Source organism: Galbibacter sp. PAP.153, from assembly GCF_037029175.1.
GTDB classification, from domain to species: domain Bacteria; phylum Bacteroidota; class Bacteroidia; order Flavobacteriales; family Flavobacteriaceae; genus Galbibacter; species Galbibacter pacificus.
This window is the reverse complement of record NZ_JAZEUN010000022.1, coordinates 37,895-59,861: the sequence shown is the minus strand read 5'-3', so window position 1 is coordinate 59,861 and position 21,967 is coordinate 37,895. Positions and strand designations below refer to the sequence as shown.

The 21,967-nt window shown below is 37.4% G+C and carries 20 protein-coding genes; 9 read left to right on the top strand and 11 right to left on the bottom strand.

The window, feature by feature from the left end:
- On the bottom strand, positions 1-1,203 hold the full coding sequence (locus UXI14_RS14315) for an NlpC/P60 family protein (RefSeq protein ID WP_335966726.1): 1,203 nt from the start codon (positions 1,201-1,203) through the stop codon (positions 1-3).
- Positions 1,204-1,271: 68 nt separating this feature from the next.
- On the bottom strand, positions 1,272-3,680 hold the full coding sequence (locus UXI14_RS14310; RefSeq protein ID WP_335966725.1) for an outer membrane beta-barrel protein: 2,409 nt from the start codon (positions 3,678-3,680) through the stop codon (positions 1,272-1,274).
- Between the two features lie 160 nt (positions 3,681-3,840).
- Between UXI14_RS14310 and lepA the strand changes: the two genes are divergently transcribed.
- A complete protein-coding gene (gene lepA, locus UXI14_RS14305) occupies positions 3,841-5,637 on the top strand; it encodes a translation elongation factor 4 (RefSeq protein ID WP_335966724.1) in 1,797 nt (598 codons plus the stop codon).
- A gap of 20 nt (positions 5,638-5,657) precedes the next feature.
- Here lepA and UXI14_RS14300 read toward each other — a convergent pair whose 3' ends face one another.
- Together UXI14_RS14300 and UXI14_RS14295 are read right to left on the bottom strand one after the other, a co-directional pair.
- The gene (locus tag UXI14_RS14300; RefSeq protein WP_277900172.1) at positions 5,658-6,227 is read right to left on the bottom strand and encodes a hypothetical protein; all 570 of its coding nucleotides are present in this window, start codon (positions 6,225-6,227) and stop codon (positions 5,658-5,660) included.
- Positions 6,214-8,100, bottom strand: coding sequence for a cation:proton antiporter (locus UXI14_RS14295; protein ID WP_335966723.1), 1,887 nt, complete (start codon positions 8,098-8,100; stop codon positions 6,214-6,216). The genes UXI14_RS14300 and UXI14_RS14295 overlap by 14 nt, the downstream gene beginning before the upstream one ends.
- A 136-nt stretch (positions 8,101-8,236) precedes the next feature.
- On the opposite strand from UXI14_RS14295, the gene UXI14_RS14290 reads away from it, so the two are divergent.
- From UXI14_RS14290 to UXI14_RS14265, 6 genes are all read left to right on the top strand, one after another.
- Positions 8,237-9,097, top strand: coding sequence for an MBL fold metallo-hydrolase (locus UXI14_RS14290; protein ID WP_335966722.1), 861 nt, complete (start codon positions 8,237-8,239; stop codon positions 9,095-9,097).
- 10 nt (positions 9,098-9,107) lie between these two features.
- Positions 9,108-10,739: a S8 family peptidase gene (locus UXI14_RS14285; RefSeq protein WP_335966721.1), complete on the top strand. Its 1,632-nt coding sequence runs from the start codon at positions 9,108-9,110 to the stop codon at positions 10,737-10,739.
- A 150-nt stretch (positions 10,740-10,889) separates the two neighbouring features.
- A complete protein-coding gene (locus tag UXI14_RS14280) occupies positions 10,890-12,746 on the top strand; it encodes a M1 family metallopeptidase (protein ID WP_335966737.1) in 1,857 nt (618 codons plus the stop codon).
- Between the two features lie 176 nt (positions 12,747-12,922).
- Entirely contained in the window at positions 12,923-13,300 is a 378-nt protein-coding gene (gene rnpA / locus UXI14_RS14275; RefSeq protein WP_277900177.1) for a ribonuclease P protein component, read from the top strand.
- 116 nt (positions 13,301-13,416) lie between these two features.
- Complete coding sequence (locus UXI14_RS14270) at positions 13,417-15,033, top strand: S41 family peptidase (RefSeq protein WP_277900178.1); 1,617 nt, start codon at positions 13,417-13,419, stop codon at positions 15,031-15,033.
- A 92-nt stretch (positions 15,034-15,125) separates the two neighbouring features.
- Positions 15,126-15,263, top strand: a complete 138-nt coding sequence (locus UXI14_RS14265; protein ID WP_277900179.1) for a hypothetical protein — start codon at positions 15,126-15,128, stop codon at positions 15,261-15,263.
- 108 nt (positions 15,264-15,371) lie between these two features.
- On the opposite strand, the gene UXI14_RS14260 is transcribed toward UXI14_RS14265, so the two are convergent.
- Both UXI14_RS14260 and UXI14_RS14255 read right to left on the bottom strand, forming a co-directional pair.
- Complete coding sequence (locus UXI14_RS14260) at positions 15,372-15,602, bottom strand: hypothetical protein (protein ID WP_335966720.1); 231 nt, start codon at positions 15,600-15,602, stop codon at positions 15,372-15,374.
- Between the two features lie 12 nt (positions 15,603-15,614).
- On the bottom strand, positions 15,615-16,337 hold the full coding sequence (locus tag UXI14_RS14255; protein WP_277900181.1) for a hypothetical protein: 723 nt from the start codon (positions 16,335-16,337) through the stop codon (positions 15,615-15,617).
- Positions 16,338-16,505: 168 nt separating this feature from the next.
- Between UXI14_RS14255 and UXI14_RS14250 the strand changes: the two genes are divergently transcribed.
- Positions 16,506-18,236 (top strand): patatin-like phospholipase family protein, encoded by a 1,731-nt coding sequence (locus UXI14_RS14250; protein WP_335966719.1) that lies wholly within the window; start codon positions 16,506-16,508, stop codon positions 18,234-18,236.
- Positions 18,237-18,254: 18 nt separating this feature from the next.
- Here UXI14_RS14250 and UXI14_RS14245 read toward each other — a convergent pair whose 3' ends face one another.
- Positions 18,255-18,641, bottom strand: coding sequence for an STAS/SEC14 domain-containing protein (locus tag UXI14_RS14245; RefSeq protein WP_277900183.1), 387 nt, complete (start codon positions 18,639-18,641; stop codon positions 18,255-18,257).
- Positions 18,642-18,756: 115 nt separating this feature from the next.
- Here UXI14_RS14245 and UXI14_RS14240 point away from each other — a divergent pair, with 115 nt between their 5' ends.
- Positions 18,757-19,134 carry a hypothetical protein gene (locus UXI14_RS14240; protein ID WP_277900184.1) on the top strand — a complete coding sequence of 126 codons (378 nt, stop codon included), beginning with the start codon at positions 18,757-18,759 and terminating at the stop codon, positions 19,132-19,134.
- Here the strand turns inward: UXI14_RS14240 and UXI14_RS14235 are convergent.
- From UXI14_RS14235 to UXI14_RS14220, 4 genes are all read right to left on the bottom strand, one after another.
- Positions 19,124-19,567, bottom strand: coding sequence for a GNAT family N-acetyltransferase (locus tag UXI14_RS14235; protein ID WP_335966718.1), 444 nt, complete (start codon positions 19,565-19,567; stop codon positions 19,124-19,126). The genes UXI14_RS14240 and UXI14_RS14235 overlap by 11 nt on opposite strands.
- Positions 19,568-19,579: 12 nt before the next feature.
- Positions 19,580-20,491 (bottom strand): cation diffusion facilitator family transporter, encoded by a 912-nt coding sequence (locus UXI14_RS14230; RefSeq protein WP_335966717.1) that lies wholly within the window; start codon positions 20,489-20,491, stop codon positions 19,580-19,582.
- 4 nt (positions 20,492-20,495) lie between these two features.
- Complete coding sequence (gene rpiB / locus UXI14_RS14225; protein ID WP_277900187.1) at positions 20,496-20,930, bottom strand: ribose 5-phosphate isomerase B; 435 nt, start codon at positions 20,928-20,930, stop codon at positions 20,496-20,498.
- Between the two features lie 589 nt (positions 20,931-21,519).
- A complete protein-coding gene (locus UXI14_RS14220) occupies positions 21,520-21,762 on the bottom strand; it encodes a DUF2007 domain-containing protein (RefSeq protein ID WP_335966716.1) in 243 nt (80 codons plus the stop codon).
- Positions 21,763-21,967: the final 205 nt, after the last annotated feature.

Below are 21,967 nucleotides of genomic sequence, written 5' to 3'. Positions count from 1 at the left end.
TTAAAAAACTTCCTTGTCTTTCAAGTCTATTAATCCTTTACTTTCTTCATTTAAAATGCGTTTGGAGCGTAAATAACGGTTGTAATTGTATTCATCGTAATTTGAGGCGTTCTTGTCCATACTGCTTATATGGACACTCCCTGCCGAATGAATAAACTCGTTGTTGCCTATCCACATGCCTACATGTATGACGCGCTCTTTTGTAGAATCGGTTGCTTTTTTTCCGAAGAAAAGCAAATCTCCAGGTTGAAGCTTGGAAAAATCCTTGCTGTCATCAACCAAAATCCCTTCGTGTATTTGTTGCGATGCATCTCTGGGAATAATCATTCCGTTTAAAAAATAAACGGTTTTGGTAAACCCGCTACAATCTACTCCTTTTGGAGATGTCCCTCCCCATAAATACGGCAGTCCCATCAATGTTTTGGAGATAGATACCAGGTCCTCTTTGGTCTGTTCAAGCGATTGCACCCATTCATTGTATGGGACTGCTTCTTTTTTAGAAACATAGGCTGTGCGCCCGTCTGGATATTTTACCTCGTAAAAGTTTCCTTTCTCGCCTTGTAAACTTAAAATATTTCCTGCCACTAAGTCAGATATTACCTGTGCTTCTCCATTGGCCTCGGCATACGAATTTCCGGAAGTTTTTGTATATATAAGTTTTTTGCCTGCTTTCCATTTTGCAAAAGCCTCTTTGTCCATAGGTTCTACTCCCCCATAATCAACCCATGCAATATAATGGTCTGGTGTTTGCACAAGGTACCAGCTTCCCTCCTTTTTGTATATGTTAACGGGCATTCCCAAGGTTCCCTGTGTTACCAATTCTGCCGAATGTTTTGGATTGCCCCGTAAATTGGCTGCCGAAAGTTTTATTACTCCTTGTGTTTTTCCTTCTAAAGATGTGGCCGGAAGCATTTCAATACTATCTGTAAAATGTATTTTTGCTTCGGTTAACTTTTTGGTAAATTCATTAACCGCTTTTGGCAAGTTGGAACTTCCTTTTAAAACATATCCGCCTTTTGTTTTTTTGGCCTCAATATCAAAAATAGCAACTCTTTTGTCTGGCGCATATTCATCCTTCACTTCTGTAATTATTGTTTCAACTGCATCTGGGGCATCCTTATTATTGGATGTTGTGTTGCATGAAACAAATGATAAAACTACTCCCGCGAGCAATAGTAATATTTTCTTATTGTAAATTGTCATATCTGTTTCTTTTGAATGAAAAAATTTGCTTAAAAAGCAAAGTAACACAACATTTTTGGTTTCGTATGTTAAAATATTTCTTCTTCGTTCAATCTTTCTTCTTCTTTGAAGTCGATTTCCCTTTTATTATCTTTTAAACGGTAATTTCCGAAGTTGTATTTAAAACCAACCGATACCGTCCGGGTTTCTGGTTTTGGCAAATATCCATTGTCTTGGTTGAGGTATTTTGTGGTAAAGGGAATGTTAAAGGTATTGAATATATCGTTGGCATTCAAGGTGATTTCTGCCCTGCCGTCCCCTAATTTTTTTCTTATCCCGATATTGGCCTTAAAGCGGTCTTTCATTATATAATTTCCGGCTAAAAAACGGGAAAGATATTCCAGGTATAAACTTGCACTCCATGTACGGTTTTTGGACAAGGTAAACGAATTGTATACTTGGCCAAAGAAGCCAAAAGTGTTCATTGTTTGTTTTTGGTTGTTGCTTTCCCTGGCCAAAAAGCTTAGTTCATAGTAAAATTCAGACAAGTACGTGCTTAAATACCACCACTTGGTTAGGTAGCGGTAGTGTACCAAGTCGATACTGTATTGAAAAGATTCGTCTAAATTAAAAACAGCATTGTATGTTATTTCGTCTTCGTTGTTTTGAAATGTTAAACTACCAAGGTCATTGTTTTCATGTTGGTAATAGAGGGAAAAAATATAGTTTCCTTTATATGTATAGTCCAAGGTTACCTTGTTTTCTGTGGAAGGTGTTAAGGTTGGATTTCCCGCTATAAAGTTGTTTTCATTTAAATAATACCTAAACGGATTTAAACTTTGGTAGCGGGGGCGGTCTATGGCCCTTTTATAGCTTATTCCCCATTCATGGGTATCAGATATGGTATTGTGTATGCTAATGGTCGGGAACAACCCGAAATAATCCTGATGGTTTACTTCCCCGTAAGCAGCCGAGTTCCCAATGGCATTGGTATATTCTCCCCTCAACCCTAATTCCAGCGCCCATTTTTCCCATTCCCGATTTAAATTGACGTAGCCCGCCCAAATAGTTTCATCATAATCAAAATCGTCATTATTGGCTTGTTCGGGCATGTAATCTCCAAAGAAGATCATCTCGCTGTTTCCCTTTATCCCGGAATATTTAGTCCCAAAATCAATATTGTTTTCGTTCCATATAGCAGAAATATCTACTTGGCCTGTAAAAATATTGTTCTGCTGTGTCCAATGCGTGCCAAAAATATTGCTATATTCATACGCATTGTTTTCATTGTAATAATCAGTTAAAATGTCCTGAAATTGTTCGTCGTTATAGTATACATAATTTGCCTGTGCGCTTAACGTCGTGCCATTTCCCATTTCCCTGTTATAGGTAGCATTAAAGCTTAAATTTACATTATCGTTTTCAATATCGCTGGTAGAAATAAATGCTCCGTTTGGATTTTCATCGGCATCAAAAATGTGGGTGTCTACAAGATTATCTATTGTTTTTTCGGGACTAAAATTAAAATTGGAAGTTATGCTTAATGTATTTTTAGTATCCAGATCAAAATTTACAATGGTATTTAAGTTGTGTGCCTTGGACCGTGTGGTTTTATACAAGGACGTTTTCCATTGATTCCCGGGCAAATTGCCGTTAAAAAAGTTGGTATAACTATCGCTTCTTTTATAGTCCTTTCTGGGGTTAAAAGTATATCCTGCATATAAGTTAACAAAACTGCTTTTGTAATAATGGTCGGTACCAAACCTATATTTAGGGAAAATCCCCTGTTCATAATTGCCGTTTATGCTTCCTTTATAGCCAATAGATATGTTTTTGGACGTAACAATATTTAAAACGGCGCCCCCTTCTGCATCATATTTAGAAGATGGATTGGTAATTACTTCAACAGAAGCAATATTTGTTCCCGAAAAATTTTCCAGAAGGTTTTTTAGTTCCATATCATTTAAATAAACTCTTTTATTGTTGATATAAACGGTTGTTTTGGAGTTTTTTATTGAAATATTATCGTTTACAATAATCACTGTAGGGGTTCTTTTTAATATTTCATATCCGGACATTGATGACAAGGTGGAATTTTCTACCTGAAAAATAAGTTTACCTCCTTTTTTTTCTATTCGGGGCCTTTGATGAATTACGGTTACCCCGTCCAGATTTTCAACATTTTCAAGCATGACCAGATTCCCAATCTGTACATTGGCATTCACTTCAACGGGGCTGTATGTGTTTTTATATCCTACATAGGACGTTTGCAGAATATAACTCCCTTTGGAAATTTGGCTCATGATAAAAGTTCCGTTTTCTTCTGTGGAAGTTCCGGAAATGGCCGTTGAATCCTTGGCCAAAAGAATAAGGTTTACATAGGGCAGGGGCTGGTTATTTTTATTGCTTACATGGCCCTCTATTTTATAATGCTGGGCATAGATAAAATGGACGGCAAAAAAGGATATACAGAAGAAAACAACCTTTTGGTCAAGCATGTTCAGAGCAATTTGGTTTCTAAATATAGAATTTTTTATCAATTAATCATATTTTTTAAAACATTTTTTTTATATCCTCCTTAATTATGAACAATATCTTATTCAAGCGTGTTAAAATAACTTATATTTGCGAATTGAAAAAACGCATTGATATACGGCTATGAAGCACATTAGGAACTTTTGTATTATTGCTCATATTGACCACGGTAAAAGCACGTTGGCAGACAGATTGCTGGATTTTACCGGCTCTGTAACAGAACGTGAAAAAAAAGAGCAGCTCCTTGACAATATGGACTTAGAGCGCGAACGGGGCATTACCATTAAGAGCCATGCCATCCAAATGGAATATATATACAAGGGCGAAACATATATTTTAAATTTAATTGATACCCCCGGCCACGTAGACTTCTCTTATGAAGTCTCCAGGTCCATTGCCGCTTGCGAAGGTGCATTATTGGTCGTGGATGCCGCACAAAGTATACAGGCACAGACCATTTCTAATCTTTATCTTGCTTTAGAAAACGATTTGGAAATTATACCAGTACTGAACAAAGTTGACCTTCCCAGTGCAAATCCAGAAGAAGTAACAGACGATATTGTAGATTTATTGGGCTGTGATGCAGAAGATGTTATTCCGGCAAGTGCCAAAACCGGTATTGGAATAGAAGAAATACTGAGTGCCATAATAGAAAAAATTCCCGCTCCAAAAGGCGTAGAAGACGAACCGTTGCAAGCGCTTATATTTGATTCTGTTTACAACCCCTTTCGCGGTGTTGAAACGTATTTTAGGGTAATAAACGGTGAGATCCATAAAGGACAAAAAATAAAGTTCCTGGCTACCGGAAAAACATACTTTGCCGATGAAGTTGGAACACTAAAATTAATACAGCACCCTAAAAAGGTCATTAAAACCGGGGACGTTGGGTATTTAATTACGGGGATAAAAGATGCCCGCGAGGTTAAAGTGGGCGATACAATTACAGATGCCGCCAATCCAACCAAAAACATGATTGAAGGTTTTGAAAACGTAAAACCAATGGTATTTGCCGGGATTTACCCCGTAGATACCGAAGATTATGAAGAGCTTCGCGGTGCCATGGAGAAGCTTCAGTTAAACGATGCTTCCTTGGTATTTGCACCCGAAAGTTCTGCGGCCCTTGGTTTTGGTTTCCGTTGTGGTTTCTTGGGGATGCTTCACCTGGAAATTATTCAAGAACGTTTGGAGCGCGAGTTTGACATGACCGTAATTACAACGGTTCCAAACGTAAGTTATCATGCATATACTAAAAAAGACCCCGACGAGCAGATTATTGTAAACAACCCATCGGACCTGCCCGATCCTTCTAGTTTGGACCGTGTTGAAGAGCCGTTTATAAAAGCTTCTATTATTACCAAATCCGACTTTGTTGGACCTGTTATGTCGCTTTGTATTGAAAAACGCGGTATTATTACCAATCAAACGTATTTAACGCCCGAACGTGTCGAACTGTCTTTTGATATGCCCTTGGCCGAAATTGTGTTCGATTTTTACGACCGCCTTAAAACCGTTTCCAAAGGATATGCTTCTTTTGACTATTCACCAATAGGAATGCGGGCTTCTAAATTGGTAAAAGTGGATGTGTTGATCAATGGAAATTCGGTAGATGCGCTTTCTGCTTTAATTCATTCGGACAATGCATATGATATTGGGAAGAAAATGTGCGAAAAGTTAAAAGAATTAATTCCGAGGCAACAGTTTGATATTCCTATCCAGGCAGCCATTGGTGCCAAAATTATCTCCAGAGAAACCGTAAAAGCGCTCCGTAAAGATGTTACCGCCAAATGTTACGGCGGGGATATTTCCCGTAAACGGAAATTATTGGAAAAACAGAAAAAAGGTAAAAAACGTATGCGCCAAGTAGGGAACGTAGAAATTCCCCAACAAGCATTTATGGCGGTATTGAAACTAAACGATTAAACGGTTGTGAAAGTATAGAATTATGTTGGTATGTTCTGAATATAATAACTCCCAGAACGGTTAACCACCAGTTTATAATCAAGGTAGGCCTCTTGTGAAGGATTGAAGAAACTTATATTAAAAACAACATCGTTCGTTAAAGAAGCGGTCTCGTCTATGCTAATGGACTGCATGATACACTTGTCCCAAAAGTTATTTTCAGGCTGTACAAAAAGTGTTTTTTCTATTCTTTTATTAAGTACCAATCTATCCTTAAAGTATACAGACACATCCGAATGAAACTCTTTATAAGCCGTGCTTTCAATACGGTTCGGGTTGTTTTCAATTTTATAAACTTTATCGTCTGTTGAATGATATTTTACCTTCACCACAAAGTTGTTTGATAAAATAGTATCTGTAACTACTTCTGCATAGCCCTCCGGTATTTCCTTTAAATTGAGTTTGGTTACGGATGTATATGGGTTTTTGCCAAAAAGTTGGTTGCCTTTGTTTTTCAGTCGTGTTTGGTCGCAACCGGTCAACAACAAGACCAAGGATAAAAGGACCCCCAATTGTAAAAAGGTGTTTGCTGTTATTTTATTGATTTTCATTTTCGGTAACTTTATCTTCTTCCTTTTCGTTTTTATTGTTCTTTACATCCATTACGTCCATGGGTTTTCCCAGATATACCAATTGATTGCCTTCTTCGATCTCCATTTCTTTTACATACGAAGCGATAATGTGCAATTCCTCCTCATTGTCTTTTATAAAAATAGGAATGGCATCTTTTTCATTATTGAGCTTTTCTATTTCTTTAATGAACTGCTCTTTTGAAGCTATTGGTATTTCGTTTATTTTAGGGTAATCGCGTGCCACTTCACTTAAGTTGATATAATCGTCTTTTTTAGAGAACAACAATTCACTGTCAATGGTATCCGATTTCATTTCCTCAGGGGTAATCAACCTAAAGGCACCATTTTCCCCCAATTGATTTTTAAACCGCTCTATGGCGTGTTTGTTTACTTCTTCACTGGCCGTAAGCGCCATTAAATACCCAATGTCGTTTAGTTCGATGTTATTGGCAAGGTCATCAGAAAAAATATTGGCTTCCTCGGCATCCAGGTCCATTGCCTTTGCCCTTTCAATATTCTCTTTATTACTATCGATAAGTACCACGTGCCGTTCGCTTTTTTGTAAATATTTCGCAATAATTCTCGAAACGTTTGAAGCCCCTACAATTAATATTCCGCTCGACTCTTTCAAGAATACGCCCGATATTTTAGCAAATAACCGTGCGGTGGTTGCATTTAAAAGTACGGTTCCCAGCACGATCATAAATACCAACGGTGTTATGTATTCTGCTCCTGGCTCGCCTTCCAAAGCCAAACGTGTTCCAAAAAGCGACGCAATACCTGCTGCCACAATACCGCGGGGCCCTACCCAGCTAATAAATATTTTTTCGTTTAGTTTTAGTCCTGATTTTATGGTGCTGAGAAAAACACAAAGCGGCCGTATTAAAAATACCACACAAGCAAACAAAATAACTGTGTTCCAATTGTAAATTAAATACAAGTCCTGCATGTCGATATTGGCTGCCAACAAAATAAAAAGGATGGATACCAATAGGACGCTTAACGATTCTTTAAAATACAGTAATTCTTTAAGGTTTGGCAAGTCTATGTTCCCTAAAACCATCCCCATTACCACAACTGACAATAGCCCGGATTCGTGAGCAAACTGCTCGGATAGGGCATAAACGCCTATTACAAAAGATAATGAAACCACGTTCATTAAAAAATGCGGAATAGCGTTCTTTTTTATGGCAAAATACAGTGCATAGGCAAAAGAAAAGCCAATGGAAAAACCAACAACCACTGTTTTTCCAAACTCTATTAAAGCCTGTTGCGTATACTCAGAGCCTTTTCCAATCGATATAAATTCAAATACCAATACGGCGGCCACGGCACCAATAGGATCGATCAATATCCCTTCCCACCTCAATACTGCCGAAATATCCTTTTTTAAAGGTATATTTCTTAAAATAGGCGTAATCACCGTAGGCCCGGTAACAATAATTAAAGCAGCAAACAAAAAAGAAACCGACCAACTTAAATCAAATATAAAATGAGCCACAAAACCCGAACATAAAAAAGTTACGACACTACCAATAGTAATGAGTTTTATAATTACAGGCCCTACATTTAAAACTTCGTTTCTTTTGAGTGTTAACCCCCCTTCAAAAAGGATGACGCTAATGGCTAAAGAAACAAAATGAAACAAGCCCTCTCCCGGAAACAGTCCTTTATCTAACTGCGGATTCCATATCGGTTCAATTAATTTGGTTCCATCGTCTGTATAGAGGGTTGAAATAGGTCCTACAAAAATACCTATTAAAATAAGTGGTAGAATAGCAGGTATTTTTAATCTCCATGCTACCCATTGAGCCAAGATGCCCAAAATTACAATTCCAGCTAGTTCTAACATATTTTTTTGATTGAATAACGAATATAAGGTCAATATACTATAAAAATGTTAAAAAACATTTAATAATGCAAGCCTTTATTATTGAATGTTATTCCCTTTTCTTAATTTGCGATGCGTTGTAATCTTAACAAATTTCATGAAGTTATACACAATTGAAACAGGAAACTTCAAATTAGATGGCGGTGCCATGTTTGGTGTTGTTCCCAAATCTATTTGGAACAGGACCAATCCTGCCGACCCCAATAATATGATTGATATAGCCGCCAGGTCTTTGTTAATAGAAGATGGCAATCGGTTAATACTTATCGATACCGGTCTTGGCAACAAACAGTCTGATAAATTTTTTGGGTATTACTATTTATGGGGAGACGACAACCTAGATAAATCTTTACGAAACCACGGTTTCCATAGGGACGACATTACCGATGTTTTTTTAACCCACTTGCATTTCGACCATTGTGGCGGTAGCATTCTGTTAAACAAAGAAAAGGGAATTTACGAACCCGCGTTTAAAAATGCACGCTTTTGGAGCAATAAAGACCACTGGGAATGGGCAACCAAACCCAACGACCGTGAAAAAGCCTCTTTTTTAAAAGAAAATATTTTCCCAATTCAAGAAAGCGGACAATTAAGTTTCTTGCCCGTTCCAGATAATGGTTTTTTAAAAAACGCTGAACTCGGCTTTGATGTGCTGTATGTAAATGGCCATACAGACAAACAAATGATCCCCCACATACAATACAAAGGGAAAACACTGGTTTTCATGGCCGATCTGCTACCAACCGTAGGCCATATACCGCTTCCTTTCGTAATGGGGTACGACACGCGGCCCCTCCTTACGCTGGAAGAAAAGAAAACCTTTTTAGACCATGCCGTAACCAATAATTTTTACTTATTGCTGGAACACGATGCACATAACGAAGTATGTACACTTCAACAAACAGGGAAAGGCGTTCGGCTTAAAGACACTTTCTCATTTAAAGAATTATTTAATTAAAACGAAAACAATGACTATTAAAAAATCTATGGTTGCTGGTGCTATTGCAACTACTTTATTGGCAGGGTGTGGATCTACCAACATCTTGTTAACCCCGGAAGAAAATATAGATAGTGTTGCATTAAAGGTAAGCCCCTTGACCGATACACAGCTTAAACACTGGAGCCACGACGACCTCCCTGCCGATACCATTCCGGGCATGAGTGTTGACAAAGCCTATACAGATATTTTTAATGCCATAAAAGAACTACGGCCAACCACTGTAATTGTTGGGGTTTTGGACTCTGGGATCGATATTGAACATGAAGACCTGAAAAATGTTATCTGGACCAATGAAGATGAAATTGCCGGAAATGGCATTGACGACGATAAAAACGGTTTTGTAGACGACGTTCATGGATGGAACTTTTTGGGAAAAGCAAATAATGAACAACTGGAACTGGTTAGGATTATAAACAAAGGCGATGATGGCTCTGACGATTACCAACGGGCCAAAGCCGAATATGACGAAAAATACAACGAGGCTCTTCAAAATAAAACAAGGTACGAGCAAATTCTTCAATCGGTAACACAAGCCGACGAATTACTGCAAAAAGAATTGGGCAAGGAAGATTATACACTTGAAGACTTAAAAGCATACAAGCCCTCTACTCCCGAGGCTCAAGCTGCTACAGGGGCCATGACACAAATGTTTGCCTATGAAGATTCTGTAGCAGATCTTAAAAAAGAACTGAAAGAAGGAATTGAATATTTTACAGACCAGTTAAACTACAATCTAAACAAAGATTTCGACGGAAGGTCCATTGTAGGCGACGATCCAGATGATATTACCGATACCGATTATGGAGATAACAATGTAATTGGGGATAGAGAGCATGCAAAACACGGTACACACGTAGCTGGTATAATTGCCGCTCAGCGCAATAACGGAATTGGCATGGACGGGGTAGCAGACCATGTAAAAATTATGCCTGTAAGAACCGTTCCCAATGGAGACGAGTACGATAAAGACGTGGCCCTGGCCATTCGCTATGCTGTAGATAACGGTGCAAAAGTAATAAACGGAAGCTTTGGAAAATACTATTCGCCACACAAACAATGGGTTTGGGACGCCATAAAGTATGCCGCATCAAAAGACGTGTTAATTGTTAAGGCCGCCGGAAACGAATCGTTGGATTTAGATGAAAACAATGTCTATCCAAACGATAATGAAAACAACACCGCAGAAATTGCCGATAATTTCCTGACCGTTGGTGCACTAAACTACGAATATGGCCCCGAAATGGTAGCTACGTTCTCAAATTACGGCAAAGACAATGTCGATGTTTTTGCACCCGGAACCAAAATATGGTCTACCACGCCCAATAACGGATATGAATTTTTACAGGGAACCTCCATGGCCGCTCCAGCGGTTGCTGGGGTTGCCGCATTAATTAGGGCATATTTCCCCAAACTAAAAGCCGGGGAGGTGAAAAAAATAATTATGCAATCGGGATTGACATCCACGGCAAACGTAATTCTTGGAGGAAACCCCAATTACAAAAAACCGTTTGCCGAGGCTTCAAAATCGGGCAAAATGGTTAACCTGTACAATGCCATGATTTTAGCCGATAAGGTAAATGCCGGGAAAGTAAAATTATAATCCAATATGTCAGTCTGAGCCCTGCTCGAAAGAATCCGTTCAGGGCTCCTTGGCATCTTTTATAAAAAATAAACTAAACTCAAACAAATGAAGCGAACACTATTTACCGTATTAGGATTTAGCATAGCGCTGTGCACACAGGCATGGGCCATGACAAATTCTGATCCTCGAACCGTACCAACCACAGAACAACCAAATAACCCCGCTTATTGGCAACAGCACGTTGACTATAAAATGGACGTGAACATGGATGTAAAAACGTTTCAATATACCGGAACGCAAAAATTAAAGTATACCAATAACTCCCCGGAATCGCTAACCAAAGTATTTTATCATTTGTTTTTCAATGCTTTTCAGCCCGGGAGCGAAATGGACATCCGCCTGCAAAATATTCAAGATCCGGACAGACGTATGGTCAACAACCTCGGAACCAAGGAAAATCCGGAATATGAAAGCCGTATTGCCAAATTGGCTCCGGATGAAATTGGGTATTTGCATGCAACTTCATTAAAACAAGATGGCAGCGAAGTAGATTTTAATGAAGAAGGCACTATTTTGGTAGTCAATCTAAATAATCCCATTGCCCCCGGGGAAACTGTTACTTTTGATATGGAATTTAAGGGGCAGGTGCCTGTACAGATAAGGCGTTCGGGAAGGAACAATAAAGACGGGGTAGCACTTTCCATGACCCAATGGTACCCAAAAATGGCCGAATACGATTTTGAGGGCTGGCATGCCGATCCGTACATCGCCAGGGAGTTTCACGGTGTTTGGGGTGATTTTGATGTGAACATTACCATTGACAAATCGTACCTACTAGGCGGAACTGGCGTGCTTCAAAATGCAAACGAAATAGGGTATGGGTACGAAGATGAAGGAACTAAAGTAAAAAAGCATAAAGGCAAGACCATTACATGGAACTTCAAAGCACACGATGTGCACGATTTTGCTTGGGCTGCCGATCCTGAATACATTCACGACAAGTTGGAAACACCGAGCGGGGTCACGCTTCACTTTTTATTTAAAAACGACCCGGAAGTGGTTGATAACTGGAAAAAAATTCAACCAAAAACAGCCGAACTCCTTGAATTTTACAACAAAAACATCGGTCCGTACCCATGGGAACAATATTCTGTGATCCAAGGCGGGGACGGTGGAATGGAATATGCCATGTGTACCCTTATTACCGGAGGAAAAAAATACGGGAGCCTTTTAGGGACTACAGCACATGAGTTTGCCCATTCTTGGTTCCAACAATTATTGGGCACCAACGAATCTGAACATCCCTGGATGGACGAAGGTTTTACCACCTTTATTTCAACCTTGGCAGAAAATAAAATATCGGGCGACAACAAGGCCAACCCTTTTGAAAATGCATACAAAGGCTATCAATATATAGTCAATTCGGGAAAGGAACAGCCGCTTACCACACATGGCGACCGTTACGACATCAATGCAGCTTATTCCATTGCCGCATACAGTAAAGGCTGTATATTTCTTTCGCAACTCGGTTACGTTATCGGGCAAGATAAATTAATGGAAACGCTTCATAAATATTATGAAGACTTTAAGTTTAAGCATCCAACGCCAAACGATATAAAAAGAACCGCAGAAAAAGTTTCGGGAATGGAGCTTCAATGGTATCTAACCGACTGGACAGAAACTACCAATACCATTGATTATGGTATTAAAAACGTTTCTGAAGAAAACGGTAAGACCACGGTTGAAATGGAACGCATCGGGTTAATGCCCATGCCGGTGGACGTAATGGTGTTTTATAACGATGGGACCATGGAATATTTCTATGCGCCTTTACGGATGATGTATGGTGAAAAAAGCAACCCATTTGAAGTAAAAAGAACTGTGTTACCCGACTGGCCGTGGGCTTTCCCAACCCATAATTTTACAATTGATGCCGCTACAAGCGATATTAAAGCTATTGTAATAGACCCTTCGGGATTAATGGCCGATATTGATAGAAGCAACAATACCTATCAACCGGAATAGTATATAAATAACTGTCAGTCTGGGCCCTGTCCAAAAGTTCAGGCGGGCTGTCGGGGTTCATTGACCTGAAGAGAAAAGCCTCCGACAAGCTCAGACTGACATAATTTTGCAGTTTTTAACTGCAAAAGCCTACTTAAGGTTTCCAAAAATTGGTACACTCAATTTCATCATTAAAAATGGACCGATCTTTTTCAAAAGAAGAAAGACTAAAAAATAAAATCCTCATCGGAACATTGTTTTCAGAAGGAAGTTCTGTGTCAAAATACCCGCTTAGGCTCATTTATATGAGAGCTCAAGAGACAGAAGGCGCTAAACTTAAAGCCGCCGTTTCCGTATCCAAACGTTCCTTTAAAAAAGCAGTCGACAGAAACCGGATAAAAAGGCTCGTCCGTGAAGCATACCGGTTAAACAAACATTTATTCATACAAAGCACAGGCGAAAACCCATACCTTTTCATGCTTTTGTATACCGGAAAAGAAATTCCCTCCTTTAAAAAATTAAACAGTATCCTGCAAAAACTCCATGAAAAGTTTGACGCGCATATTAAGGAATAAGTCTCTTTATTCTTTCAATTTCATTATTTTTACAGAAGAACTCATTTAAACTTTTTTGGTTTAAACGGATGAATCACTATTATTATATTCGTTAAAGAAAGAATTTTCAGGAAATCATGAAGAAGAAAATCATTATCCCCGCACTGGCCATTGTTGTACTGTTGATTGGAACAGGTTTTAAAAACGATTTTTTTGAAATCGCCAAGCAGGTAGAGATATTCACCACCATGTTTAAAGAATTAAACATGAATTATGTGGACGAAACCAATCCTGCAGAACTGATGGACACGGCCATTAAAAGCATGCTGGAAGATTTGGACCCCTACACCCGGTTTATGAACGAACAGGACGTAGAAGGCTTTAAAATAAGCAATGCAGGCGAATACTCCGGTATTGGCGCCGTGGTGAAAAGCTATCACGACAAGTTGCTCATTATAGAACCCTATAAAGGTTATCCGGCAGATAAAGCGGGCTTAAAGGCAGGCGATGAAATCATTAAAATTGGAGATATCAACGTGTCCGATTTTAAGGACGATGCCACCGAACTGTTAAAAGGCGCTACCAAAAGCAATGTGGAAATTACCTATTTACGGCAGGGAAAAACCATGACCACATCGGTTTCAAGGGAAGAAATTGAAATTGATGCCGTTCCGTATTATAAAATGATAAATCCCGAGACCGGATATATCGTGCTTTCTAAATTCAACAGCAAAGCTTCCAAACAAACCGAAAATGCCCTGGAGGACCTAAAAGGGCAGGGGGCCAAAAAAATTGTTTTGGACCTCCGTGGAAATCCCGGCGGACTCCTAACAGAGGCTATTAATGTTTGCAATTTGTTCGTTCCCAAAAAAGAGCTCATTGTAAGCACAAAATCAAAAGTAAAAAAATTCAACCAACAATATTTCACCCGAAAAAACCCGGTAGATACCGAAATTCCATTGGTAATCCTCATCAACGGAAGGAGTGCTTCTGCCAGTGAAATTGTAAGCGGTGCTTTACAGGACCTAGACCGTGCCGTGGTGGTTGGTGCACGAAGCTTTGGTAAAGGACTTGTACAACGGCCTATCCGCCTTAATTACGGAACGCAGCTTAAAGTAACCATTTCCAGATATTACACCCCGAGCGGTCGTTGTATCCAGTCCATGGATTATTGGAACCGCGACGAAAACGGTCAAGCCATTGTAAAAAAGAATTTTAACGAGTTTAAAACCAGAAACGGCAGAAAAGTATACGACAGCGGCGGGGTAATGCCCGATATTGAAATACCGCACTTAAAAAATAACAGCATTACCAATGCGCTTCTGGAAAACAATGTGGTTTTTGATTATGCCACCAAGTATTACTACGGCCACGATATTAAAAACCTGACCGATTTTAATTTTTCTGAAAGCGATTATCAGAATTTTAAAAATTATGTGACCCAAAGTGGCTTTAACTATGAAACCAAAACCGAAAAAGCACTAAAAAAAGTAATAGAAAGCGACGAAATAGAAGAATTTGGGGCTTCTGTAAAAGACGATTACCAGAAATTAATGAGCGATATCGAGAAAAGTAAATTGGCTTCATTGGACGAATATCGGCAAAGCATAAGCAAAAATATTGAAGATGAATTGATTGTACGCTACTTTTACCGGGATGGCCTATACGATTATTATTTACAAAACGACGAAGCCATAAAGGCAGCAAAAGATGTACTTAAAGACAATAATAAATATAAAAGCATTTTAAAATAACATCCTAAACTAAAATATCATAACAACCCTAACCAATAACCAAAACTACCGCCCAAGTGTATAAAAATTTTGTGTTTTTTTAATTCTTGCGGGTGTACATATTATATCATCTCAAGAAAAAAGTTTCCCATAACTATCAGAAATATATAGCTCCAGAATTTATGTACGGCGTTATGGGCGAGCCCAACGAAGGTTTTCCCGAAACAAGGCCCGAAAAGGCCTTTTTATAAGCCTGGGAAACCATCAGTAACAAAACCAGCATGAATGGGGTTTTTAATAGACAGTTCTATTTTGCCCTTTTCAATATCTTCCATAAAAATACGCCTACGAAAGCATTTTCAAGCAAAAAAAAGCTGGTCGCCAACAAAAGCATTTATTACGTAATAACCGCCTATATGTTTTCCTTCTTCCTTGGTGGCAATATTGGCAACTCCAAAGGTTTGAATAGCCCTGTCGTTTTCGTAGATAAATATTTTTAATTCTTTGTTTTTTTGTGAAAACAAGGGAAAAATACCTAAAAATAAAAAGGCAAAGAGTGGTGTTTTGTAATTTGTTTTGGTGCTGGCCATAAAAATTATCGGTTAGTCATCTGCGGGGTCTTTTACAAATTCCAAGTACAATCTTTTTAATAAAAACTCCACCCGTTTACGTTCGGATATTTTATGTATTCCTTTGTTTTTATCTGAAACAAAATAGCAAAAAAGGCCTAATTGTTCCCTGGGGAGCTCCAAGTCGTTTAAAATATAGTCTTTGTAGTTGTCTTCCAGAAATTCTACAATATTGTTTTTGGTTTCGGCTTTGAGACGCTTTTTAAGTTTTTTGGTTCTTCCGCTTATTAAGTTTATAACCGGGTCGAAACCTATCCCACCACCGCCAAAAACTTTTGATGCCGTTCGCAATTGCCTTTCCGCAGGAGTATAAATTTTTGGGGCATATTCCGTAAAGGTTCCATAAGACAACTTTTTTTCGGTAAGTACCACTTCCTCTAGTTGAATAATTCCGTCTTTGGTATAAATTTCTATTTTCCCCTCAACGGTATCTTCCGTGGTCACCAGTTTGTAAAAATTTTTAAAATCATCCGAAGCTATAAACAATTCATCCCCAACAGAAGCATTAATTACATGGTAACCATCTATATATTTTCCTTCTTCCTTGGTAGTAATATTGGCAACGCCAAATTTTTCAATAGCCTTATTGTCTTTATAAACAAAGAGTTTAATTGTTTTTGCTTCCTGAGAAAAAAGTGGCGCATGACCTATAAAAAATAGAAGGAAAAAAAGGAGTCTGTTGGGTAAATTTATCACATGTAAAAGTGTATTAGCAAGGCGAAATGTACTTCTTTTCTATACTTGTATAATGTGCTTTAACAGAAGTTTCACTGCAAATTGTGATATTTTTTAGAGTTTTTGCTCCGCCTTAAGAGATTTTTAATAATTCCCCTTAATTTTATGGGAAGAAAAACCAACGAGATTATGCCCAAATCATTTAAACTTTGTCTAACAATGGCAGGAGCGGTTTCTGCCGGATCCTATACCGCAGGGGTACTGGATTATTTAATTGAAACTTTGCAGCTTTGGCAACAAGCAAAAGATAAAAATAAGGCCCTTGGCAGCGATCATCCCGAATACGACCAGAGCATCCCGATGCACGATGTTATTATAGATGTTGTTAGCGGTGCTTCGGCAGGGGGCATAACAGGCACGCTGTCCCTTATGAGCTTATTGTCTAAAAAACACAGGGCCGTAAACAGATTTAACCCTAAAGGAGAAAACAACCTTTTTTATAAATGTTGGGTAAAAATGGCCGATGACGATACGGGAAAAACTTTAGAAAAGCTTTTGGATACCCAAGACCTTGATAAAAACAAATTACCGCAATCGCTATTGAACAGCATTGCAATAGAAAAAATTGCCGACAATGCCTTGCATATTAACGAAACGGTACATTATCCGCCGTTTGTTTCTAAAGATATCGACCTTATCCTGACAACTACCAATTTGCGCGGACTCAATTTTAAGGTCGATTTTAGCGGGAACAGTCAAACCAATGCTGCCAATATTATTACCAACCACGGAGGCTTTTTTAGGTATAAGGTTAAAAACGAATTGTTTTCGCGGGGAGTTCCTGCCGATGAAAATTCGTTGTATTATGTGTTGGATTTAAAAGAGACTCAGGATATTCATTATTTAAGAGATGCCACGTTAAGTACCGCTGCATTCCCCATTGGGCTAAAGTCCAGGGAAATAGAAATATCCAAAAAATATATTGAACGTTACCCAAAATACCTCTTTGGAAGAAGAAAAGGAATAACCCCGTTAATTTTAGACAACGAAGAAAGTTATAAATTCAATTCCATTGATGGCGGACTTATAAATAACGAACCTTATGGTATTGGGATAAAAGTTTTGAACGAAAAGAACAAAAACCTACAGAAAAACGATAATTATGCCATTGTAATGATAGATCCCTTTCCCAATCAAGACAATAGTCCTTCGTTGTTTAATCCCGACCGCGATATTTTAAATGTTGCCAAGGGCATGTTCAAGGCATTGAGAAACCAGGTAATGTTTAACCAGGATGGTATTTTAGATGCATTGTCTTTAAGCGACCGGACCAAATTTTTAGTGGCCCCGAGCAGAAAGACCATTATTAACGGAGCAGCAGTTAGGGAACAACACCATTTGGCATCTTCGCCCATAAGTGGTTTTGCTGGTTTTATGGACGATTCCCTTCGGAAGCACGATTTTGAACTCGGAAGAAAAAATTGCCAAGATTTTTTACGGTATCATTTTTCGGTAAAAGAAGAAAACATAGAGAAGCGCCTGGGCGTCACTATGAGTCCGGAAAGCATGGATAGGTTTTTGTATACTATCCCGGCTCAGGGCAACTCCGGAAAAAAGTTTTTCCCCATTATCCCGGACATGAAAGTTACAAAGGCCTTTAATACCCAATTCGATTTTGAAACCTATGGTACCGATGCCGTAATTGAATATCCGCAATACCCAAAAATAGATTTGCATACATTTGAGCATCTTTATAGAAAACCCATTAAAAAGCGCCTAAAAATGTTGGTAAGGAGCATTTCGGGAAATTGGTTTTTAACTTTTGGCTACCTGCTTTTTTACCGGCGGAAAACATATAAAATGGTGTTGGAAACCATAAAAGATAGTTTAAAAGAAGCCGGGTTGCTACAAAAATACTAAACCGACCGCCACACCTATTTAAACGGAGGAATTTACAAACATAAAAGCTTCTTCTAGTTGCGATACGTCAAAATAGCGTTCGTAGCTTCCTTCGCCAGCACGCTTAAAAAACAGGTTGTCTATGGGCACCAATGCTTTTATTACATTAGAATGGGCAACAATGGCGATATGTCCCATTTTTTTATAGTTTCTTAGCGCCCATACCATATCTTCAAAAAAAGCTTTGGTGCTACTTTGAGACATTTTTGCTTCATCCAGTTTAATGAGCACGTTTACTTTTTTAAATCCTTCATCTATCTTTTCATTAAACAATTTCTGACATATTTTTTCGTCTTCTTCGGTAAAGCCATCAAAAACTTCAATGGCAAGTACATTCGTATCGAATGTTTTTATTTGTGCAATCATAATTTTTAAAATTTACACCTAAAGTTAGGTATTTCTAAAACTAGATAAATATGCGTTAACAATATTTAACTACTTGATTATTTGATATTTATATTAATTTTAGTATATTAACCTTATGATAAGTACGGACAAAGCAAATTATACAGAGTTTTTAAGCAGATCGGTTAATTATTTAGAGAACAGGGGTTTTAACAATATTAAAGCGGATCTTGAAGGATACGATACACCAAAATCATTTATTAAAAAGGGGAGTGAGGTAACCATTACCCCGGATATCGTGGCTGATAAAAAAGGCATTAAACATTTTTTTGAAATCAGTGTAAAATCAGAAAAACCACACTTATTAAAATCGAAATGGATGTTTTTGGATGTATTGAGTAAGATGAAATCTTATAGATTTAAAATTATAACGACCAAAGGGCATTATAAGTTTACCAATTCCATGCTTGACGATTTAAATATGGATAAAAAAATGATCAAGATTAATTCCTGATCATTTTTACATGCGGAATGCCATCTTCTAAATATTCTTCCCCCAGCTGCTCGAATCCATGTGTTTTATAGAACTTGATTAAGTAACACTGAGCAGATATTTCTATTGGAAGGTGATTGAATTTAGTTGTAATTGCTTCTATTGAAGCTTGAACTATGTTGTGACCATAACCGAATTTTCGTTCCTCTTTTTTTACAACGACCCTACCAATGCTGGGGTTTTTAAAATATTCGCCGGCATTAAAAATTCGGGTATACGCAACTAGTTTATTTCCTTTTTTGCCCAATACATGCAATGCTTTTTGGTCTTTATAATCTACATCTTGGTACACACAGTTTTGTTCTACAACAAAAACTTCGCTTCTAAGTTGTAGCAGTTCATAAAGTTCTTCTTTGGTCAATACATTGTACGGTTTTACTTCTATTTCCAGCATTTTATATACTTTTTAGTCTTGTACAATGAAGTCTTTTGGATCTTCCTTGTTGTATTCCGGTTGGATATTTACATGGTTTATACCAAATTTAGCTTTTAAAATAGTTTCTATTTCCTCTAAAATTTCATTAAACCGGGTAAGTGTAACATCTTCTTTAAAGTCTAAATGTGCTTCTAAGTGCAGTTCGTCGTCGTTTAACCACCATACGTGTATATGGTGCAATTTATTAACATTTGGTACTTTATGTACTTCCCGTATCAAATCTTTTATATCTATATGATCTGGGGTAAAAAGCATGAGCATTTTGGTGGAAGTTAGTAGCAAATCAAATCCAACAAAAATTAAATAAACGGCAATGGAGAATGTTAAAACGCTATCTATCCAGTATATTTTATAAAACTTCATCAATAATCCGCCTATCAATACGGCTATGCTTGCCAACATATCCGTAAGCAAGTGCAAATAAGCCGATTTCATGTTAATGTTCCGTTTAGCGTCTTTTTTTAATAACAAAACACTAAAACCATTGGCGACAATCCCTAAAATAGACAACCAAATAACAAGATCCGATTGAATGGTCTGTGGATGAAAAAACCGTTTTACAGCTTCAATTATCAATAAAATAGCAATAACAATAAGCGTGACCGAATTTACAAAAGCTGCAATAATCTCTGCGCGCTTATAACCAAAAGTCCTGTTTGTAGATGCTTTTTTACCCGTAAGCCTATTTGCCACATAACTTATTACCAAAGAAACCACATCGGTAAAATTGTGCAGGGCATCGGACAGTAAAGCCAAACTTCCCGAAATTATACCACCAACAACCTGAGAAACGGTTATAATAATGTTTAATACTATAGAAATAAATAGATTTCTCCCCTTTAACGGTGTGTGGGAATGTGTATGCGGGTGCATATGGCCCATAATGCTAGCAGTGTAAGGATATTTTATTTATTCTATTTTGGTGCCTGCCACCTTCGAAAGCCGTGTCTAAAAAAGTTTCTACCATTTCCAGCACTTGAGGAATTGCAGTAAAGCGGGCCGGAATGCATAAAATATTAGCATTGTTATGTGCTTTTATCAAACTAACTATTTCTTTGGTCCAACATAATCCTGCACGAACATTTTTATATTTGTTGGCGGTCATGGCTACGCCGTTTCCGCTACCGCATATCAAAATTCCAAAATCTACTTTTTCTTCGTTTACATCTTTTGCCACCGGATGCACAAAATCCGGGTAATCCACACTGCTGTTTTCATCAGTCCCGTAGTTTACGGTTTCAATCCCTTTTTTTTGAAGCAATTCAACAACAGCAAACTTATATTCGGTTCCGGCGTGATCGTTTCCTATGGCTATTTTCATCCTTTTGTATATTAGTGAACAACAAAGGTAGTAATTCGTATTTTTTTAGTTTATAAACAGCAATGTTAATTTAATTTTACAAATACTTAATTATCAATTAATTATAATATAATATGTTTTGTTGATATTTATTTATTTAATTCTATTAAATTTATTTGCTTTTCTAATAAACACTTTCAATTTGTAAAAAAATCTTAATTATACAAATGGAAACTTTTCTTTTTAATCTACATTTTATCAACTGTTTTTCAACACTTATTAACATCAATTTATATAATTAATTATTAAAAAATTATGTTAGTTGGGTTGTTGACAATTGTTGAGAAAAAACAAAAAATTATTCTTTTTCAGTGCTTTAAAATTAGAACCCTTGTTAATATCTATGTATAAGTTAAGATAACTATTACTCGCAAACGTTTGCCAAAAAAGTTTTTGTACAAATAAACACCCTATAATAACCACCATTTTTATTTAAATTTTAAAAAAGGAAAAAGATATATATGTTTATAAAGTTAATAACTCTTAAGATTTTTAAAATTTTTGTCTTAGCTATTATTTGGTTGATTAACTTTGTACCGATAAAAACAGCTTAAACTATTTTTAAGTCGTTGTTTGGAGTATCAAGTTTCTGAATCAGTTCTTTTACGTAAGTAACATAATCTTTGTGCACATATAGCTTTATTCCCCCCAAAGCATTAGAATAGAACGGCGAAATAGCAATCATGGTTTCGTTTTCCAGGAAAAAAGGGATTTCTTCTTCGTTCAGCAAAAATTTTAAAACGAGATATTCATGTGGATACGTATATGTTGCTACTAAGATAAAATTCTTCATACAAATGCAATTGGTAATACTTTTTCCTTTTAAAATAAAGCAATTTTTATGCCTTTAATTTACAAACGGAGCGTATACTAAAATAGGGATAATTTTCTTTTAAAAGAAGATTAATGTCTTGAGAGAATGATATTTCTTGCTGTTTTTTTCTATGCAGTTTACGGTTTTTTGGTGTTCTTTCCTTTCTAAAGAATAATCTATATAA

Excerpts from the sequence above, each read along its gene's own strand:
- UXI14_RS14220 (WP_335966716.1), bottom strand. The coding sequence starts at position 21,762 with ATGAAGAATTTTATCTTAGTAGCAACATATACGTATCCACATGAATAT.
- UXI14_RS14260 (WP_335966720.1), bottom strand. The coding sequence starts at position 15,602 with ATGGCCAGCACCAAAACAAATTACAAAACACCACTCTTTGCCTTTTTA.
- rnpA (WP_277900177.1), top strand. The coding sequence starts at position 12,923 with ATGGACCGATCTTTTTCAAAAGAAGAAAGACTAAAAAATAAAATCCTC.
- UXI14_RS14250 (WP_335966719.1), top strand. The coding sequence starts at position 16,506 with ATGCCCAAATCATTTAAACTTTGTCTAACAATGGCAGGAGCGGTTTCT.
- UXI14_RS14230 (WP_335966717.1), bottom strand. The coding sequence starts at position 20,491 with ATGGGCCATATGCACCCGCATACACATTCCCACACACCGTTAAAGGGG.
- UXI14_RS14270 (WP_277900178.1), top strand. The coding sequence starts at position 13,417 with ATGAAGAAGAAAATCATTATCCCCGCACTGGCCATTGTTGTACTGTTG.
- UXI14_RS14310 (WP_335966725.1), bottom strand. The coding sequence starts at position 3,680 with ATGCTTGACCAAAAGGTTGTTTTCTTCTGTATATCCTTTTTTGCCGTC.
- UXI14_RS14285 (WP_335966721.1), top strand. The coding sequence starts at position 9,108 with ATGACTATTAAAAAATCTATGGTTGCTGGTGCTATTGCAACTACTTTA.
- rpiB (WP_277900187.1), bottom strand. The coding sequence starts at position 20,930 with ATGAAAATAGCCATAGGAAACGATCACGCCGGAACCGAATATAAGTTT.
- UXI14_RS14315 (WP_335966726.1), bottom strand. The coding sequence starts at position 1,203 with ATGACAATTTACAATAAGAAAATATTACTATTGCTCGCGGGAGTAGTT.
- UXI14_RS14240 (WP_277900184.1), top strand. The coding sequence starts at position 18,757 with ATGATAAGTACGGACAAAGCAAATTATACAGAGTTTTTAAGCAGATCG.
- UXI14_RS14280 (WP_335966737.1), top strand. The coding sequence starts at position 10,890 with ATGACAAATTCTGATCCTCGAACCGTACCAACCACAGAACAACCAAAT.
- UXI14_RS14245 (WP_277900183.1), bottom strand. The coding sequence starts at position 18,641 with ATGATTGCACAAATAAAAACATTCGATACGAATGTACTTGCCATTGAA.
- UXI14_RS14290 (WP_335966722.1), top strand. The coding sequence starts at position 8,237 with ATGAAGTTATACACAATTGAAACAGGAAACTTCAAATTAGATGGCGGT.
- UXI14_RS14295 (WP_335966723.1), bottom strand. The coding sequence starts at position 8,100 with ATGTTAGAACTAGCTGGAATTGTAATTTTGGGCATCTTGGCTCAATGG.
- UXI14_RS14235 (WP_335966718.1), bottom strand. The coding sequence starts at position 19,567 with ATGCTGGAAATAGAAGTAAAACCGTACAATGTATTGACCAAAGAAGAA.
- UXI14_RS14300 (WP_277900172.1), bottom strand. The coding sequence starts at position 6,227 with ATGAAAATCAATAAAATAACAGCAAACACCTTTTTACAATTGGGGGTC.
- lepA (WP_335966724.1), top strand. The coding sequence starts at position 3,841 with ATGAAGCACATTAGGAACTTTTGTATTATTGCTCATATTGACCACGGT.